The following is a 17,764-nucleotide window of genomic DNA, read 5'->3' as shown; positions in this document are numbered from 1 at the left end:
GAGCGAATGGCATCTTCCGTCTTCGACTATCCTCTTGGATTCAAGTCCGTTCCTAAATACTCGTTCCAGAACTCCCACGAGACGAGATAGGGCTTCGCCGCCTTATAGGACGCGCGCACCTTGTCGCCACGCGCGCGATAGTCCTTTTTCAGATCGGACCAGCGACGCTTCAGGCCCCTCCAGCGATCCTTGTCCATATGGCGCACGCAACCGTTCTTGCCGCCCAGATCGAGCGCAACGAGCGTCTTCGCGCCCATCGTATAGGCGCCGAGCGTCGAGAGGCCGCTGTAGAACACCGCTTCGGGGCGATCGCGCAGGAAGGCATCGGGGAGGTAGTGGCGATCGTAGGGTAGCGTGCGCCACAATTTTAGCAAGCTGTCCTTGCGCACGCCGCCGTCCAAGTTGCCTGGAACGATTTTCAGCGATGCTATCGTGTCTTGGTCGAGCTCCCCCACCGGCACAAGCTTCTCGTTCTTCGCCCCGTTCGTCTTCATCAGCTTCTCGCCGCTCACATGCGCCAGATAGTCCGGCCCCTTGAGGTAGTCCTCGAAGCCGTCCAGGAACAGCTCCACCGTGTCGTAGGACATCGTGCGAAGATGCAGGCGGATGTTGCGCCCGAGGCGCGTGACGAACAGCTTTTCGGAAGCGCAGTCGTCCATCGCGATCATGATGAGGAAGTTGCGCACGTACTGGTAGCAGTCGACCGAAGGGCGGAACCGGCCCTCGAACCCTTCATGCCACACGCAGATGCCGTTCATGGTCATGTAGACGGGCTCGGCACGCATGCCGTACTCGACGTCGTCGCAGCGGACGAATAACGGCAACGGCAGACCCTTCTCGCGCACGACAGACAACGGGATGCAGCTGTACCACCAGGCGCCGTATGCCTTCGGCACCTCGACGCTGATGGCCTCGTTGTCTGCGATATCCTGCGCGCGATCGATGTGCAGGTCTTCTTTAATGCGAGCGTACGCTCCAGTGTCGCGGACGAACGACACGTCCTCGAATTGCAGGTTCGGCTCCTCGACAGCCAGCATGGCGCCGTTAATGAACGCGCTGCGGTACCTTCCCTTCGCGAGCGCGAGCAGGTTGAACGTGCGCTTCAGGCTCTCCGGCGATACGATGACGTCGTCGTCCATGAGTAGCACGTGCGTGAAGCCCTCCTCGGATGCCAGCGCCTCCATCATGCCGCGCGCGAATCCGCCGGCTCCTCCGACGTTGGGGTTTGGCAGAACCGTCACGCCGTCGTCGCTGAGTTCCTCGGCATCGAGCGTGCGCCCATTATCGACGACGAACATATGGAATGCTTCAGCTATCGGATCGTCGGAACCCAGAACCTCGCGCTTGACGAGGCCGATGTTCGGAACGATATACTGCTCTTTTTTGAACGTGGTCGTGGCCAAGGCAAGCCGAACGGGATTGATGTCCGCGTCGTCCACGTCAGCATGATAGTAGGCTTCGTGCAGCTTCGTCGCTCCACTCGATTCGAGCTCGAATGCGACGATATCCTTGTCGCTTTCGGGCAAAGACACGTCGAAGATGAAGCGATCGCCTTCCGCACGAACGCAGCACGCTTCATCCCCTTTCAAGATCAAGTCTTCCCCAAGCGATGTCGGCTCGTCATCGCCGCTCGCAATCCCGCGAAAACGCAGCATGCACCGATCGCCCGACAAAACGAGACGCAGCCGAACCGACTCGATTTCCGCATAGGTACGCCATTTTTTGACGGAGCAGGCGTTGAAGTAGGCCAGGAAGTCAACCGTTCCTGAGAACGCAAGCGCCCCCGCATCGAACGTTGCCGAGCCTTCCGCCCGATAGTACGCCTGCGGGTATGCGGACATATGGTCGTCCACCTTCAACATGACGTTCGAAAGCTTATGGCTCGTCATCGCTGCCTCCATTGGGCCGGCCGCATAATCCGTCGGCTCGCGCACGGTGTCGGAAAAGAATACCTCCACCCTACCGTATAGCGTGGAAATCGGCAGCTACCTCCAGGCCAAACCGCAAGACAGTTCCATATAATCGTTATATGCTTTCGCTTTCGGCATCGGCAAGTAGGCTATACTTGCACTCTACGATGTACGGGGATTCCGCTCAGCGAATCAACACGGGAAGGCATTTGCTTTGCGCAGCATATCGAAACCTGAAATGCGCCGGAATTGGTTCATTCTCACCTCGTTGGTGTCGAAGGACTTCAAGCTGAAATATCGCCGCAGCGCTTTGGGTGTGGTGTGGTCGGTGCTCAATCCGTTCCTCATGATGTGCGTGCTTTCGGCCGTGTTCAGCACATTTTTCCGGTTCGACATCGAGAACTTCCCCTTGTATCTGATTCTGGGCAGCACGCTTTTCACGCTCATGGCCGATTCCACCACCACCGCCATGAACTCGATCATCGATTCGTCGTCGCTTATCAAGAAGATCCGCATCGAGAAGATCCTGTTTCCTCTCGAAAAGGTGCTGTTCCAACTGGTGAACTACTGCCTCTCGCTTATCGCGGTCGCCGTTGTTATGATCTACTTCCAGGTGGCGCCCACCGTCAACCTGCTGTTCCTCCCCCTGCTGCTGCTGTACGTCCTTCTGTTCAGTGCAGGGCTGGGATTCCTTCTCTCTGCGCTCGTCGTGTTCTTCCGTGACATCGGTCATTTGTGGAGCGTAGTGATAACCGCCTGGACGTACGCAACGCCGCTGTTCTATCCCGTGAGCATTCTTCCGGACTGGATGGTGCCGGTCATGAACTTCAACCCCATGTACCACTACGTCACCTACTTGCGCGAGATCGCCCTGTGGGGCCAGACGCCAGGACTCACGGAGAACCTGATCTGCCTCGGAATGGGCGTGGCTGCGCTGCTCATCGGCTACTTCACATTCCGCAAGCTCGAGAAGAAATTCATCCTTTACGTATAGGTGGTCAGCATGCCCGAAGTCGTCAATACTTCGTTTCTCGGTTCGAGCATCGAGGAAGTGGAAAGTTCAAGCGAAGAAGTCATGGTAAAGGTCGACCATGTCTCGATGGTATTCAACATGGCCAATGAGACGATGAACAACCTCAAGGAGTATGCGATCGCCCTGGCCAGGCGGGAGCTGCGCTTCAAGGAATTCCGCGCGCTCGACGACATCTCCCTCGAGGTGTGCAAAGGAGACGTATTCGGCATCCTCGGCACCAACGGATCCGGCAAATCGACTTTGCTCAAGATCATCGCCGGCGTCCTCGAGCCCTCCGAAGGCACGTGCACCATCAACGGCAACATCGCACCGCTCATCGAGCTGGGTGCCGGGTTCGACATGGAGTTGACGGCGCGTGAGAACATCTATCTGAACGGCGCCCTGCTCGGCTATTCGAAGAGCTTTATCGAAGACCATTTCGACGAAATCGTCGAATTCGCGGAAATCGAGAAATTCCTCGATATGCCCCTGAAGAATTATTCGTCCGGCATGGTAGCGCGCATTGCGTTCGCCATCGCCACCGTCATCGTTCCCGACATCCTCATTGTGGACGAGGTGCTCTCCGTCGGCGACTTCATGTTCCAGCAGAAATGCGAACGGCGAATACAGACGCTTATCAAAGAACATCAGGTGACGGTTCTTATCGTCTCTCATGACAACAACCAGGTAGAACGCTTGTGCAATAAGGCAGTATGGATTGAGAAGGGCCATGTGCGCATCGATGGCACCGCGCAGGATGTCTGCCAGGTGTATCGCGTCCTCGGGGGACATATCGGATCGGCTGAATCGGAAGAGCGCATATTCGAACTGCTGCGCGATCCCTCAATACCTTGCGACGAGCTTGTAGAAACGTTCGCCGGCGAAACCCGCTACGCTACGCCCGTGAACCTCCTCGAAAGCCTCGAAGGGGGCGAACGATCAGGCTCGATCATTCTCGCGCCTGGTGAAAACCATGCCGTCTGCATGCTTGCCAATGCCTATTCCAGCTTGAACGAAATGCCTGTTTTGCTCACGCGACCCGACCGTCTTCCAGATATTGTGGATCAGAAAATCCGCCAGATGCAGATATCCAGCATCACGGTGCTGGGAGGAAGCGACTTGATTTCGGATGCCGTTGTGAAACGGCTTGAAGTCATCTCCCCCGCTGCAACTATCACACGCATCGATCAGAATTCGGAAGAGCGCTTGGCTTACGCCCTTTTCAAGCACGGCGAGAGCGAGTGGTGGGGACGCAAAGCCATCCTTACCTATCAGGAGGGCATCGGCGACATCCTGTGCTTCATGCCATACAGCTACCGCAATCGCATGCCCTTGTTTTTCAGCGTTTCACGCGGCGTGATTGGGGAAGACGTCCTCAAATCTCTCGTCTCGGGCTCGTTCGACGAAGTGCTCCTCCTCGGAGGAGAAGACGTGTTCCCAGCGGAGTGCCTGGCGCCCTTCGAAAAGGCCGGCATCCCGATCACGCGCTTCTGCGGCAAAGACCCCTTCGATGCCAACAACATCATTACGTCATGGGTAGAAGCACGAGACAATACGACCGACCAGAGTTTCGAGGCCTTTTTCGTGTCTATCTGGAATCCGTCCGACGCCCTTGCCATGGGCCCTTTGACGAAACAGCGTAATGCCACCGTGCTGGTAGAAGATGCCCAGAACCTCGACAGCATCACCAACAACTTCAGCTACATCGAAGCAAAGAAAGATACGCTTTCAAAAGTGGTCTTTTTCGGCGACTCCACGCAGTTCAGCGATTTGGACAAGATGCTGCTGCTGAAGGATCTGCAAAGGTCTCTCAGAAGCTAGGGATCACTCTGCATCCCCATAAGACGACACGATTAAATACTAGTTCACCGGAAGAATTTCATACAAGCGCATGTCGCCTTCAGCAAGCAACGTTTTAAGTCCAGGCGTTTCATCATCGATATTGTTAATGCCCGTCCATTTACTCGGCGTATAGTAGCCATAGAAACAACGCTCGTCGGTTATCTCGCCACCTAAGTCAAGAATCAAAATGTACCTAATATTAGCATCCTTGATCACCTTTTGCACTTCGTCATCAGAGGCGAGATCATCAATCCGATTTCTCAGGAGTTCGCTCTGGACAGACTCGCCTCCATCAAGAAGTTGGGCTGCCGATCTGCGATAGCACAGATTGAGGCCTTCGAAAGCATAGGCGAATGGGCTACCGTCATCGGCATTGTTGTAAATGCAGTATGCAGGATCAACGACATCCTTCACCTTTCCCGCAAACGCAGCTTCTTCCCGATCATACAGATTGTCGCGATCTTGCAAGTTTGCAAGAATGTTGCACGTCTCATAATCGCCGAACGCGGTTACAACATTTCCGCGCCCAGGAAGCGTGTAACTTGGATAGTAGTTCACAGCAATAAATCCGATAACGAGCGCGACCGAAAGAATAGTTATCAGACTCTTGCTCTTCTCGGGCGCCACCATCCTTGTCGAAATTTTTTTCACCGCCTGGAGCAAAATATAGAGGCCCAGGGTGGCAAGCGGAATGCCAATTAAGGCTGCCATCGCCGCGAGCCGATAAGGATCGGTATACCAGAAGCCCGTAAGAAAGCTCTTGAGCGCACCGTCAGTCGTTGCTCCAACAAAGCAGAATGCACATATGACAGCATAAGAAACCGTTAACCACAGATATCGTCTTTCGTATAGCGTATACAAGACGCCAATAAAAACCAGTATCGCGAGCGATATTTGCGCAGCAGGAACCCGAAAGCCCAGTGTGACTATATTGACCAGTTCTTGACGAATGCTTGCATACGATGCCCAGTTGTAGTGCACTGTACTCTGAAGATACGGCGTGGTATACAGCAAATACCATATCACTGCTACACCAACCAAAAATGCGAGGCATCCAGCAACGGCATACCAGGGTTTAATCGAAGATCGTAAGCCGCTATTCATGATGCGAAGGAAAATCTGATAGACGCAGAAAGGGATAAGGATAAGCGCAGTGGTAAACGCTGCATTAGCATGCAGCACGACCAAAGCCATTAGACCGAATACCAGCAGAATCGCAAGCATTGCCATTCGGCGTCGCGAGCCCCCCCTACACAACCGTATAAAGAACGTGCAGCACAGCGGCACGAGCGAGAAGCCTGCGAGGTTGGGAAATAGAGGACCAGAAACAGAGAGCAACATGCCCCATGGGAACGCAACGAATCCCAAGCATATGATGGAACCAAGACATACAAGCAACCAGCTGTGCTTCTCGAATAAAGTCCGCAAAAACAAGAACATGCTCGACGGAAATACCAGAATTATAAATAGGCAATTCACCGCATTCGCTGCAAGAGAAACAGGCACCTGCAAAGCCATCACATCGAGAGCAGCTAAAATATGCCATGCGGCTGGATAGAACGAACCAGTAACCGGAACGAGCGTCGTCAGCCCTAAACCTTCCAGATCATGGTACAGCGTGGCGTCGAGCATCGAAGCGTTTCCCGATTGACTGAAGGACTGAATAAGGGCAAGATGCCAGCTATTGTCGCTATCTTGCGCAAATGACCAGGCTCCATCAAGCGTTTGCACATAATAGAAGAACGCAAGAATAGCGGCAACGAGAACGTAGCAGAACAGACCAAACCATGCTGAGCGAGTGATTGGCCTTCTCTGCTGCCCAGCTCGGAGCGATGCGGCAAACCTTACTGTTCCGCGCGCGAGAGAGCAGCCGAATATGACAACCTCCAGCACCACGAGAGGAACGACGAGAGTCGCCATAGAAGCAGCGACACCTATCTGCGCGTACACCACACCCAGCATGCTGTAAACCGGTATTGTGAATACCGGAGCACACACGATACTCGTCAACCAATCCGAACGGAACGACTTCAAGAACAAGCAACCCGGTACATATACAATTCCGGCTAATACTATACATGCCAACAAAAATTCAACCCACATTGCTACTACTTCCGAAACTTTCGAATCATTTTGCTGGCAATCCTTCTTCTCTTACTGCCTTCGGGAAACAGCAACCTTTTTGCGGACGGCGCATCGGGCTCCAACTCCTCAGCCAACAGCACCTCATATACCGTTGTATCCCGCGCCGCAATCCAGAATGCCCCGCCGAAGCGATGACTGCCGCTTAGCAAGGGAGGTTTTCCGTATTCAGGATACACTATCGTCGGATGCCGCGCAGCCTTCCATGCCCGAGCGGTGTCTTCGTTCGCCCAAGTCATAGTATCTGGTAAGTCGATGCACGTCGACACGTTCTCAAATGGCAGCGGCATAGCTCCTATAACCGAAAGGAGTTGTGCACGGAAAGCCTGGTTACCCAAAAGGTACGCCGAAGGGACTTCGGTCCTTTTCCGCACCTCCGGCTTATACTCAGGCCTCTTGGGCTGGGTATAGCGGTATTCCCCTCTTAATTTTTGCAACTCATTAACGATCAATGCGGGATCGACCGCTTCTCGCGCTATTTTCGAATTGATCGCCATCACCGTTGTATCAAGAATCTCATCGACTCTCGTATCCAATCCATACTCGCTTAAGAAATAGCGCGTCGTCGGCTTATTCAACTCACGCTGCAAAAGAATGTTTTGCATGCAAACGAACGCCGAATCACCGTCTACGGCATTCAACATCTGAGCCGGATCATCCTGAAAGAGTGCGAGCCCATCGATCCAGAGAACATTTTCATATCCCGAGCTCAACCAGGGCAACAACAAGGGCTGTGCAATATCAAAATCGTCAAGCGATAAGGTTGCGACCTCCTGGGGACAATCGAAAACCGACCATTGCGAATGCTTGATTATGAGATTGTCGGGGATGGCTTTGAGCGCATTGAGCACCGTGTCGAAAACGAAATCCACTTCATGAAGCACTTCCACCTCGTAACTTCGAGTCGGATCAAGGGTACGAATCAGGCTCTCCAGACATACAACGAACGCGCTTGTCGGCCGATCACGATACCGCCAGACAATCCTCGCCAGATCGGCTCCGGTCGAATCTTCCTTCGAAGGAGCGCATGATACGGACGTGTCGAGGAAGAAAACGAGCGGGTATCGATCGATTCGCAGCTCTTCTTCTTCAATACGACGCACGAACACGCTATACAGTATCTCACCCAAATAGCCGCAAATACGTTTTCTCGTCGTCGTCAAACCCTCATAGTTGAATCGCTTGTCAAACTCAAGCAACACATCGAACTCGAATTCGCAAAACCGCTGGAACAGATCCTTTCGCATGATGTAACAACTGTAGCCAAGATATTTACTGCCACTTAGGTACGCATCAAGATCGTTTGCGTATTCCGGCTGTCGTTCTTGAACGATCTCTCGAAGTAAAGCAATATCGTCCTCGAGAAACAGTCCGTAAGCGACCATATGCTCCTGTATGGTCCGCTTCACCCCATCCGGGGTTTCGGCCTTGGATATGTCCCAATAGGGAGGGGCCACCATATCGCACTCCGAAACACATCGCTCGATCAGATCTGCATCGTCTAGCCGGTAATCGCGCAGAGAGAACGACGACAGAGAGTCCTCTTCAATTTGAAGGTGATCGTTCGCGGAATGCTCGAGGCCATCAAAGCAGAAGTATCGCCGGTAATGGCAGAGGCCGTAGTAGTCGGCATCGAGGTTCTTCCAAGCCCAGTACTGGGCGGTTAGCTCGCAGAATGTGAAATTCCGATCTGATATGTTCTCCCCTTCGTCATCGGGCTGCATACCCTCGAAGCGCCGCGATGTATTTGCCGCACCAACCTGCACAGGAAGAAACAAGTCCGATTGCGGACGGGGAACCTCTTTGTGACACGAAATCAGTATCTTGATGTTCGGGTTTTCCGTACCGGCCACGCTACTCATCCTCCTTGACGCACGGCAGGACGAACCGGTCTTCATGCTCGGCGTAATACTCCATCATGCCTTTGGTCTGGGGTCCATAGCCAAGGTGCCCTGCTATCACGTTTTCGCTCACGACCATAGCCCGGCCCGTGAAGCACGCGTAATGGCAGATATGCTCTTCGTCATCGCCCAAACCAAAGTCGCTTCCGACAAACGTGAGCGGGAATTTGCCGAATTCCTCCCACGCATCGCGAGTAAAAAGGATCGCCCCGATGCTGTATCTGGTCGAGCAGATAGTGTATGAAAGATCGTCCATCATAAAGCGCTTCGTCAACTCGTCGACATCACGCAGTACAGGCTGCGTCTCGCCCCAGAGGTAACGAGCGACTGTTGCGTCTTCAAGTACGCGCTTGTTATGGTGGATGCCGTCCGTTATCTTCACGTCGCTTAGCTCAGTGGATCGGAAATCATCAATGAGTCCGCATTTCTCAAGCAACCTGATATGCCCATAGCAGCTGACGTTGATAAGTGGAGAGACGAATGCGGGCTGATAATAGCTGTCGCGTTCGACCAACCCGTAAGTTTCAATAAGCGGCTCGAAGAACGTCTTTGGCAGAAACATATCCTCGTCGAGCTTGAATATCCATTGAGCCGACGGATGGAGCTCGATGGCGAGGTTCTGTATGAGCGAGAGGTGATTGACCTCCGTTGACAAATACGACCAGCCGTTCTCTTCCGCAATGCGCGCGAGCTGCTCATTTTCCAAACCGCTCGTCATAATGCAGATGTCCATATCCTCGGGAGCGGCATAGGCAAGGCGTGAGAACACGTTGTCCCACAGAGGTTCCTTGTACCCCGCAAGCACGATGCAAAGTCTCTCGCTGCCCGTGCTCCTATCGACGAAACGGTGCTCCGAAGAAAGCACCGTTTCTACCTTTTGCCTATGTCGGCGAATTCGCCTCGCTTCAAGCAACGCACTGCCGAAGCCGTTACTGTTCATGAATCTATACAGCGATTCTTTCAAACTCATTCGACTCTCCCAGACGGTATAGAACACTCCAGAATATAGATTTCAACTTGAGGGATACATAATACTTCAAGTGGGGTAAAGCTGCAGAAAATGCATCAGCGAGCCATAAGCCTCAACTCTACCCGCCATCTAGCATTCGCAAGGGGAAAGGAACTCTAAAGTTTCATCTGTGCAAGCTAAATCATCTAACGGCAGCAATGCTTCCAAGGAGGCTATCCTTCTCGCTCAAGATGATCTTCGAAGGATTGAATACGTCGTCCCCCTGCAAAGCAGGCCAGTCAATGCCGATTGCCGGATCATCCCACCGGATCCCGCCCTCATCGTTGGGATGGTAGACATCGTCGCACTTATAGCAAAACTCGGCCGTTTCGGAAAGCACAAGAAAGCCATGCGCGAAGCCCCTCGGAATGAAGAACTGCCGACGGTTTTCGTCCGACAGAATCGCCCCTTCCCACGCGCCGTAGGTGGGACTCCCCTTCCTCAAGTCGACCGCAACGTCGAACACCTCGCCTTTCGTGACGCGAACGAGTTTCGCCTGAGGGTGGTTGATTTGGAAATGAAGCCCTCGTAATACGCCCTTCGTCGATGAAGACTGATTGTCCTGCACGAACTCGCAGTCGATACCGCCAACGGCGAAATCGGTCCGCTTGTACGTTTCCATAAAGTAGCCGCGCTCGTCACCATAGGCTTTAACGTCGATGATCTTCACGCCTTCGATAGACGTATCCGAAAACGTGAAGTTACCTGATGTTACGGTTGTCACGCCAATCTCCCTACTTACCCTCGTACATAGCACGGTAATAATCCTGATAAGTGCCGCTCGTCACATGCTCAACCCATTCGGGGTTGTTCAGATACCAGCGAATAGTCTTGACGATGCCGACTTCGAATGCCGTTTCGGGATACCAGCCCAAATCCGCCTTTATTTTATCCGGGGCGATACCGTACCTGCGATCATGGCCCTTGCGATCTTCAACGTAGGCAATCAGCTGATCGGTTATCTCCGCATCGTCCGCCGCCTTCGAGCACTCCTCGATAATCTTTTTCACAATGAAGATGTTTGGACGCTCGTTATGGCCGCCGACATTGTACACCTCCCCGACCGTACCGTTTGAAACGACCATGTCGATGGCCTTGCAATGGTCCTCCACGTAAAGCCAGTCACGCACGTTCAGGCCGTCGCCGTACACGGGCAGGCTCTTGTGCTGCAGCGCGTTATTGATCATGAGGGGTATGAGTTTCTCAGGGAACTGGAAGGGGCCGTAGTTGTTCGAGCAGCGGGTGATGTTCACCGGGAACCCGTAGGTGTCGCCGTATGCCTTGACGAAGAGATCAGCTGCCGCCTTCGATGCAGAATACGGACTGTGGGGGTTGATCGGCGTATCCTCACGGAAGAACACTTCAGGATCGTCGAGCGGCAGCGAACCATACACCTCATCGGTGCCCACCTGAACGAACTTGTGGACGCCATAGCGGCCATCCGCCTGCCCCCAGGCCGCCCTCGCCACGTTGAGCAGGGTGACCGTGCCCATGACGTTCGTGTCGGCGAATACCTCAGGATTCCTGATCGACCGATCAACGTGAGACTCTGCGGCGAAGTTCACCACAAAGTCCGGCTGATATTCCGCAAACGCCCTTTCCATGGCACTCTTGTCGCGGATGTCAGCCTGGATAAAGACGTGACGCTCGTCGCCCTCGATGGACTTCAGGTTCTCCAGGTTACCTGCGTACGTGAGCGCATCGACGTTCACCACGCGAATGTCGTCATGCTTGTTCAGCAGGTGCAATACGAAATTCGAGCCGATGAACCCGGCTCCTCCGGTCACAAGATAGGTCTTCACTCGGTGCCTCCCCGTTCGGCCAGGTTGTTCAGGTAGCTGGCAAGGGCCTTTTGCCAGGGGCGCATCTCGTCGCCCAGCGTCGCTTCGAGGCGCTTGTTGCACAGACTCGAATACTGCGGACGATCTGCCGATTGCGGGAAACGTCGCTTGTACTCCTGAGAACTCAAAGGCTCTTTCTCGCATGGCACGCCGGCCCCGTCAACGATGGCCGAAGCGAAATCGAACCAGCTGCAGGTTCCGTTGTTTGTACAGTGGTATGTCCCGTACTCATCCGTAAGCGCGATCTTGAGCATCTCGTAGGCAAGGTCGTTGGCGCTAGTGGGGTTGCCCATCTGATCGGCCACTACCGATATCTTGCCACTCTCGCGCACAAGACGAAGCATCGTTTTAACGAAGTTCTTCCCGACGTAGCCGTAAAGCCATGCGGTGCGCACGATAAATACACGATCACAGGCAGCCTGGGCAAGTACTTCTCCTGCCCACTTTGTACGGCCGTATGCCGACACGGGACAGACGGGATCGTCCTCAGTACGAGACTCCGGCACATCTCCGGGGAACACGTAATCCGTCGACACATGGACGAGTTTGGCACCGCACGATGCCGCCGCCAATGCAAGGTTCTCCGCACCTGCCGCGTTCACGTGATACGCGCGGGCCTCATCGGCTTCACATCCATCGACGTTCGTCGCCGCAGCGCAATTGAACACAATATCGTACGGACCGTGTTCGTCGAACCATATCTCGACTGCAGGAGCGTTTGATATATCGAGCACATCGAAGTCAACATAATCCACCTGTGCACCTTCGTATGCAGCAGGAATGGCGCCAATTTCAGCATATCCTGTTTCCAGAAGTCGCCTGAGCTCGTTTCCAAGTTGCCCACGAGCCCCTGTAATGAGGATATTCAATTAGCCACGCTCCTTGGCCGGAATGATCTTGCCCTCAGCGACCTTCAAGAGGTGCTGGCCATAGACTGATTTCCCATACTTTTGCGCCGCCTCAATAAGACGACTTTTACCTATCCAGCCATTCTGATAGGCAATTTCCTCAATAACCGAAACCGACAGCCCCTGACTACGCTCGACGGCGCGCACGAACTCGCTCGCCTCGAAGAGCGATTCCATGGTGCCCGTGTCGAGCCACGCATATCCTCGACCAAGCGTAACGACATTGAGCGACCCTTCTTGCAGATACATCTGGTTGAGCGTTGTTATCTCAAGCTCACCTCGTTCAGAAGGCTTAACCTGCTTTGCGAAATCGCATACACGGGAATCGTAGAAGTAGAGCCCTGTAACGGCATAATTTGATTTGGGATGCTGAGGCTTCTCCTCAATCGAGACAGCATTGAAATCTTCGTCGAACTCCACCACACCGAAGCGCTCAGGATCATCCACATGGTAGCCGAACACCGTGGCGCCGCCCGTGCTCTCAGCATTCTCCACCGCCTGACACAGGTGGCGCTCAAGACCATTGCCGTAGAAGATGTTATCACCCAGCACGAGCGCACAGGAATCGCCGTCGATAAACTCTTCGCCGATAATGAACGCCTGAGCAAGCCCATCCGGCGACGGCTGTTCGGCGTACGACAGCCTGATGCCGTAATCGGAGCCATCCTTAAGCAACTGCTTGAAATTGGGGAGGTCGCACGGGGTAGAAATTATGAGGATGTCCTTGATGCTCGCCATCATGAGAACCGATAGCGGGTAGTAGATCATCGGCTTGTCGTACACGGGAAGCAGTTGCTTGCTGGTCACCGTGGTGAGCGGGTACAAGCGCGTCCCCGAGCCGCCTGCTAGTATGATGCCTTTCATGAAACCTCCGATAAATCGTCCGACCGAACCGGAAACATCTTACGGTTTTCCAGCATCGTCCACATCGGTGCCGGTTGCAGACACGGCGCGTTCCCTATCGTTCTGATAGCGTTCGAACTTCTCTATTGCTAACTGCTGCGTCAGCTCCTTGAGCTTCGTATCCACCTGCGATATACGCATGTTCAACGTGAAACACTGGATGAGTAAAATGAAGATGAAAAAGAGGAACACGAAGTTGACCGTCGAATACGTGCCGGCCACATCGGACAGGAAAAAAAAGATGCCGGGAAAGATACTGACCAGAAGCAGCAGGCCCGCAATGCAGAACCAGAAGATGGAGTCTTCGAGGCGCACCTTCGCATCCCGCACCTTGCGGGTGATGAACACGAGAGTGAGCAGCGACACGACGAGCAGCGTGATCCTCAGCTCCAGCGTCATTTCGCACCACCCCCGATGCGCTTGCGGAAGAACTGGATAAATAGAATCGATATCGCCATGCGCAGCATGTACATGGCCGATGACCACGGATTCAAGTAGCTCTCCCCCGCCGCACGTTCTCCCATTTCCACCGGCACCTCGACTACTTTCGCATCGGCTCGTTTAATCAGGTAGGAAACAGTATCGGGTTCAGGCCCGAAATTCAGTCCGTGGGCCATCTGTTCGATCATGCGCGCGTTGAACGCACGCATTCCTGACGTGGGATCGGTGAGCTTCTCGCCCGTAGTGAGCCTGATGGCGAGTTGAATCAGCGTGCTGCCCACCATGCGCATGCTCATCGGTTTCTTCGAACCTAGGAACCGCGATCCTATTACGATGTCGTAGGTTTCCACGGCCTTCGCCAACGGCTCGATGTATTCAGGCAGATGCTGCCCGTCGGCATCGAATTGGATAGCGCAGTCGTACCCATGGCGGTATGCGTACTTCATTCCCGCTTGGAAGGCTCCGGCCAGTCCAAGATTCGTCGAGAGATCAAGGAAAGGGTATCTGTTCTCGCGGCACACACGTACGGTGCCGTCGCGAGAACCATCGTTCACGATAAGCAGGTCAACTTGCGAGACTGTTTTTCGCAGTGAATCGATAGTCGTTTTCAACGACTCTTCTTCATTATACGCAGGTATGATCAGTAGGGTTTTCAGCAAACTTATCTCTTTCGCTCATGAAGCACTTCCGTTAATTATATCGCTGGGCACCGGAATACGCACGGTTGATCATGCGGGCGAAAGGCGCCGGCCAGAATCTCTTCAACATCGCCAGATCCTCCTTTGTCCTTACATCATCCATTATGCAAGCCGACGTCTCCGATCCCTCGTGGACCCTGTGATACATTCCAACCCAATCGTCGAACACAAACGAACCGTCACGCTGGGAGAAACGGTACCATGCATCCCAGTCCAAATTGCTTTTAAACCCCGAGCGGAACAAAGGCTGTTCCAAGTTGTCGAGCACGTACGTTACCGCTGGACAGCATATTGGATTACCCAACGACAAGACACGGCGTTTGATGAAGGGGGAACTCTGCAACGCCCGAATTTTGCATGGATTCAGTAATAGACGCTTCATCCCCGAAAGCTCAGAAGAATCGACTTCGACGCCGTCTCGCAACTCACCATAATCTGAAAAATATATTAATGGGCGAACCGCTTCGTTCACCCTTTCCATCATTCGCTCAGCATAGCATTCGCAGTACACATCATCTTGGTGGGCTATAGTAACCAGAGGAGTCTCCGCACACGAAATGGCGAAGTTCCAATCACCGGCGATACCGGCCTCTCCCTTGTTCACCGTAACAGGAACGCCGCATCGCGCCGCCTGCTTTTCGATAAGCGCGTTAGGTGTCGAGGTGGCGAACCGTATATTCGTTGCAATCGACTGCCTCGTGAGTGAGTTTACGCATGTTTCTAGATATTCGCTTTCTTGATAAGCGCACACCACAAACGTATGGTCTTGAGGGGTATACATGCCAACACCTTAAGTTGAAAGCCAAAGCGGCACGAGCTTTGAAGTATCTATGCGTCAATGCCTTCGCATTTGAGCCGAGCATACTCCTGGAGTTTCAGTCATGCCACAGGATCCGCCATAACAATCCGCATCTTCTCCTATACTATAATGATAAATGAAAAAGCAAAGCCTATTTAATTGAAAGCAACTGCAATTAACCTCGACAGACAAACAACAGTTTTACATGGAGCGCTCGCATGGTAAAGATAAGCGTCGTGGTTCCCGTCTATAACACAGCCTCCACACTGCCCCGTTGCCTGGATAGCATCCTTGGACAAACGTTCACGGATTTCGAAATTATCATCGTCAACGATGGTAGTACGGACGAGTCGCACGCGGTCATAGCTTCCTATGCGGCTACTCACCCCGAGATCGTTGTGGTCACTCAGGAAAACCAAGGGCTGGGTGCTGCGAGGAATGCAGGGATCCGAGCAGCACGCGGTACTTACATAGCATGTGTTGATAGCGATGACCTCATTGACTCAACTATGCTTGAAAAAATGCTGCGTGCCGTGGAAGCCCATGAAGCAGATGTAGCGATATGCCAAGCTGATAATGTCCTGTATTCCGATGGAGAAAGAATTAAATCCCTCGGCATTTACACAATACCGGGAAAGGCCGAAACCATAAATGGTAAAGAAGCGCTTACGCTTCAAATCAACTATATTGTGCCCATTCTCTTCAACAGCGTTTGCTTCAAGCTTGTTCGAAAATCCCTTTTCTTCGACCACGGAGTCTGGTTCCCTGAACAATTTCGCTACGCCGAAGATACCCCGACAAGCGTCGGCATCTTTCTTTATGCAGACACCGTCGCCCTTGTTCGTGAAACCCTATATGATTACGTGAGGGAAAACGAATCGCTCACCAGTTCATACTCGTTGAAGAAAGCACACGACATCTATCTTGACGTCGTCGATATCTGCTCCTATATTCAAAAGGTCGATCCGAGCATCTCAGTCGATAACTTTGTGCTCGGAATGCTTTTTTCAATGGAGAAGCAGATCATTTGGTCGGAGAGGGGCGACAAGGACACCGAGCATGAGCTTATGACGATCATCTCCAATTTGCGCGCCACGCATAAACCGAACTTTCACTCATTTGATATTCCTTTAGCACAAAAGCTCAAAATCCTGTGCGCGTATAACGGTTATACTCCAGCAATTTGCAAGCTTATATCAATGTTTAAGTGGATACCTTTCGTTAAGTACATGCTTTAGACGTTTAATCAAGCCTCGGAGGCCCGAACGCCCTTATTGCTCACTGTTCAGGCATGCCCTCTGAAAGCAAGGATCTGAGCGGCTTCAAAAGGATCGGCGAAACATGCAATGCCATGGCCGCATCACACAGTAAGACACTCACCTTCCTCCCTACCGGCACTCCGGGCAAAAGAAGAAGGGTTGACCCGGGATAAGCTTTCCAAGCAGATCTGATGCTTCTGAGCGACGCATTGTCTTCATGAACATAATAATAGCGGACGAGACCGGCAACGCATTGCGCCGCTCTCCCCCGAGCCAGTCTTTCTTGACGTGGATAATGGATCCGAACATACTTGTGCACCCGTCTGCGCATACATAACTCTTGTCGACTACGGTCTTCGTTGAGCCCCGACGACAGGCTTCCCTGTCGTCGACGATAAACATAAAAAGATTCGTTCAGAATGAAAGCTCTCTCGCATCGGCAGCTTGCATTTATCCAAAACCATTCATCTTCCAGAATGGAGACCCGTTCATCGAACATAATCGAAGGGCCAGCTAGCAGAATGCTTCTACGGATCACCTTTCCGGGCGCATAGCCTTGGAACGGACTTTGAAATCCCAGAATCGCAGCCGCAACATCATCAGGACCGCCCTTAACGCCTTCAATCGAACGGGATTCCGCACAAGGCTCGTCGCCTGGAGCCCCGGATTCACGCAGCCCGAAGAATACACAATCATACTGCAGGGATCTTAAAATGGGCAGGAGGTTCTCAGCCGCATCCGCGCATAGCCAGTCATCCCCATCTACAAACATAACATAATGACCACTCGCACGCCGGATGCCGGCGTTTCGAGCCGCGCTCACACCTTGATTTTCCTGCGTTTCCACAATCAAAGAAGCATATTGGCCGACATAGGTTGCAAGGATCACTCCCGACCGGTCTTCCGAGCCATCATTAACACAGACGATCTCAACTTCTGCAGCATCGAATTGGCATATCAAACTATCAAGACATTTGCCGATGAAACGGTCGGCGTTATATACAGGGATGATTATGGATAATAGAGGAGCGCGCATATTAGACATTCTTTCGAAAATATATACGTTGACGCCGGCAGCGCATTCGGAATACCAGCGTCA

15 protein-coding genes are annotated in these 17,764 nt (G+C 53.0%); 3 read left to right on the top strand and 12 right to left on the bottom strand.

Annotation, left to right across the window (positions count from 1 at the left end):
* Nucleotides 1–26: 26 nt before the first annotated feature.
* On the bottom strand, nucleotides 27–1,889 hold the full coding sequence (locus tag C2L71_RS10450; protein ID WP_157938971.1) for a glycosyltransferase: 1,863 nt from the start codon (nucleotides 1,887–1,889) through the stop codon (nucleotides 27–29).
* A 259-nt stretch (nucleotides 1,890–2,148) separates the two neighbouring features.
* On the opposite strand from C2L71_RS10450, the gene C2L71_RS10445 reads away from it, so the two are divergent.
* Nucleotides 2,149–2,904 carry an ABC transporter permease gene (locus C2L71_RS10445; RefSeq protein WP_103265702.1) on the top strand — a complete coding sequence of 252 codons (756 nt, stop codon included), beginning with the start codon at nucleotides 2,149–2,151 and terminating at the stop codon, nucleotides 2,902–2,904.
* A gap of 9 nt (nucleotides 2,905–2,913) precedes the next feature.
* A complete protein-coding gene (locus C2L71_RS10440) occupies nucleotides 2,914–4,743 on the top strand; it encodes an ATP-binding cassette domain-containing protein (protein ID WP_103265729.1) in 1,830 nt (609 codons plus the stop codon).
* 39 nt (nucleotides 4,744–4,782) lie between these two features.
* Here the strand turns inward: C2L71_RS10440 and C2L71_RS10435 are convergent, their stop codons facing one another.
* The 10 genes from C2L71_RS10435 to C2L71_RS10390 all read right to left on the bottom strand — a co-directional run bounded on the left by C2L71_RS10435 (nucleotide 4,783) and on the right by C2L71_RS10390 (nucleotide 15,388).
* Nucleotides 4,783–6,867 carry a DUF6541 family protein gene (locus C2L71_RS10435; RefSeq protein WP_103265701.1) on the bottom strand — a complete coding sequence of 695 codons (2,085 nt, stop codon included), beginning with the start codon at nucleotides 6,865–6,867 and terminating at the stop codon, nucleotides 4,783–4,785.
* A gap of 5 nt (nucleotides 6,868–6,872) precedes the next feature.
* Nucleotides 6,873–8,759 carry a DUF4422 domain-containing protein gene (locus tag C2L71_RS10430; protein WP_157938970.1) on the bottom strand — a complete coding sequence of 629 codons (1,887 nt, stop codon included), beginning with the start codon at nucleotides 8,757–8,759 and terminating at the stop codon, nucleotides 6,873–6,875.
* 1 nt (nucleotide 8,760) lies between these two features.
* Nucleotides 8,761–9,672: a hypothetical protein gene (locus tag C2L71_RS10425; RefSeq protein WP_129588509.1), complete on the bottom strand. Its 912-nt coding sequence runs from the start codon at nucleotides 9,670–9,672 to the stop codon at nucleotides 8,761–8,763.
* Between the two features lie 286 nt (nucleotides 9,673–9,958).
* Nucleotides 9,959–10,540 (bottom strand): dTDP-4-dehydrorhamnose 3,5-epimerase, encoded by a 582-nt coding sequence (gene rfbC / locus C2L71_RS10420; RefSeq protein WP_103265698.1) that lies wholly within the window; start codon nucleotides 10,538–10,540, stop codon nucleotides 9,959–9,961.
* A 10-nt stretch (nucleotides 10,541–10,550) separates the two neighbouring features.
* Nucleotides 10,551–11,618: a dTDP-glucose 4,6-dehydratase gene (rfbB, locus tag C2L71_RS10415; protein WP_103265697.1), complete on the bottom strand. Its 1,068-nt coding sequence runs from the start codon at nucleotides 11,616–11,618 to the stop codon at nucleotides 10,551–10,553.
* On the bottom strand, nucleotides 11,615–12,526 hold the full coding sequence (gene rfbD / locus C2L71_RS10410) for a dTDP-4-dehydrorhamnose reductase (protein WP_103265696.1): 912 nt from the start codon (nucleotides 12,524–12,526) through the stop codon (nucleotides 11,615–11,617). Before rfbD ends, rfbB begins: the two co-directional genes overlap by 4 nt.
* Nucleotides 12,527–13,429 carry a glucose-1-phosphate thymidylyltransferase RfbA gene (gene rfbA / locus C2L71_RS10405; RefSeq protein ID WP_103265695.1) on the bottom strand — a complete coding sequence of 301 codons (903 nt, stop codon included), beginning with the start codon at nucleotides 13,427–13,429 and terminating at the stop codon, nucleotides 12,527–12,529. It abuts the gene before it with no gap.
* Nucleotides 13,430–13,468: 39 nt separating this feature from the next.
* Nucleotides 13,469–13,867: a DUF2304 domain-containing protein gene (locus C2L71_RS10400; protein WP_103265694.1), complete on the bottom strand. Its 399-nt coding sequence runs from the start codon at nucleotides 13,865–13,867 to the stop codon at nucleotides 13,469–13,471.
* The gene (locus C2L71_RS10395) at nucleotides 13,864–14,568 is read right to left on the bottom strand and encodes a glycosyltransferase family 2 protein (RefSeq protein ID WP_103265693.1); all 705 of its coding nucleotides are present in this window, start codon (nucleotides 14,566–14,568) and stop codon (nucleotides 13,864–13,866) included. The genes C2L71_RS10400 and C2L71_RS10395 overlap by 4 nt, the downstream gene beginning before the upstream one ends.
* A 31-nt stretch (nucleotides 14,569–14,599) precedes the next feature.
* The gene (locus C2L71_RS10390) at nucleotides 14,600–15,388 is read right to left on the bottom strand and encodes a glycosyltransferase family A protein (RefSeq protein WP_103265692.1); all 789 of its coding nucleotides are present in this window, start codon (nucleotides 15,386–15,388) and stop codon (nucleotides 14,600–14,602) included.
* 236 nt (nucleotides 15,389–15,624) lie between these two features.
* On the opposite strand from C2L71_RS10390, the gene C2L71_RS10385 reads away from it, so the two are divergent.
* Nucleotides 15,625–16,644 carry a glycosyltransferase family 2 protein gene (locus C2L71_RS10385; RefSeq protein WP_103265691.1) on the top strand — a complete coding sequence of 340 codons (1,020 nt, stop codon included), beginning with the start codon at nucleotides 15,625–15,627 and terminating at the stop codon, nucleotides 16,642–16,644.
* 40 nt (nucleotides 16,645–16,684) lie between these two features.
* On the opposite strand, the gene C2L71_RS10380 is transcribed toward C2L71_RS10385, so the two are convergent.
* Nucleotides 16,685–17,701: a glycosyltransferase family 2 protein gene (locus C2L71_RS10380; RefSeq protein ID WP_157938969.1), complete on the bottom strand. Its 1,017-nt coding sequence runs from the start codon at nucleotides 17,699–17,701 to the stop codon at nucleotides 16,685–16,687.
* Nucleotides 17,702–17,764: the final 63 nt, after the last annotated feature.

Origin of the sequence: Enteroscipio rubneri (genome assembly GCF_002899715.1) — a bacterium.
Lineage (GTDB): Bacteria > Actinomycetota > Coriobacteriia > Coriobacteriales > Eggerthellaceae > Enteroscipio > Enteroscipio rubneri.
Note: the sequence above shows the minus strand (reverse complement) of the source record. Positions and strands in the feature narration are given on the sequence as shown.

Coding starts and splice junctions, on each gene's coding strand:
- C2L71_RS10435 (WP_103265701.1), bottom strand. CDS start 6,867: ATGTGGGTTGAATTTTTGTTGGCATGTATAGTATTAGCCGGAATTGTA.
- C2L71_RS10400 (WP_103265694.1), bottom strand. CDS start 13,867: ATGACGCTGGAGCTGAGGATCACGCTGCTCGTCGTGTCGCTGCTCACT.
- rfbA (WP_103265695.1), bottom strand. CDS start 13,429: ATGAAAGGCATCATACTAGCAGGCGGCTCGGGGACGCGCTTGTACCCG.
- C2L71_RS10445 (WP_103265702.1), top strand. CDS start 2,149: ATGCGCCGGAATTGGTTCATTCTCACCTCGTTGGTGTCGAAGGACTTC.
- C2L71_RS10385 (WP_103265691.1), top strand. CDS start 15,625: ATGGTAAAGATAAGCGTCGTGGTTCCCGTCTATAACACAGCCTCCACA.
- C2L71_RS10440 (WP_103265729.1), top strand. CDS start 2,914: ATGCCCGAAGTCGTCAATACTTCGTTTCTCGGTTCGAGCATCGAGGAA.
- C2L71_RS10390 (WP_103265692.1), bottom strand. CDS start 15,388: ATGTATACCCCTCAAGACCATACGTTTGTGGTGTGCGCTTATCAAGAA.
- C2L71_RS10380 (WP_157938969.1), bottom strand. CDS start 17,701: ATGCGCGCTCCTCTATTATCCATAATCATCCCTGTATATAACGCCGAC.
- C2L71_RS10450 (WP_157938971.1), bottom strand. CDS start 1,889: ATGACGAGCCATAAGCTTTCGAACGTCATGTTGAAGGTGGACGACCAT.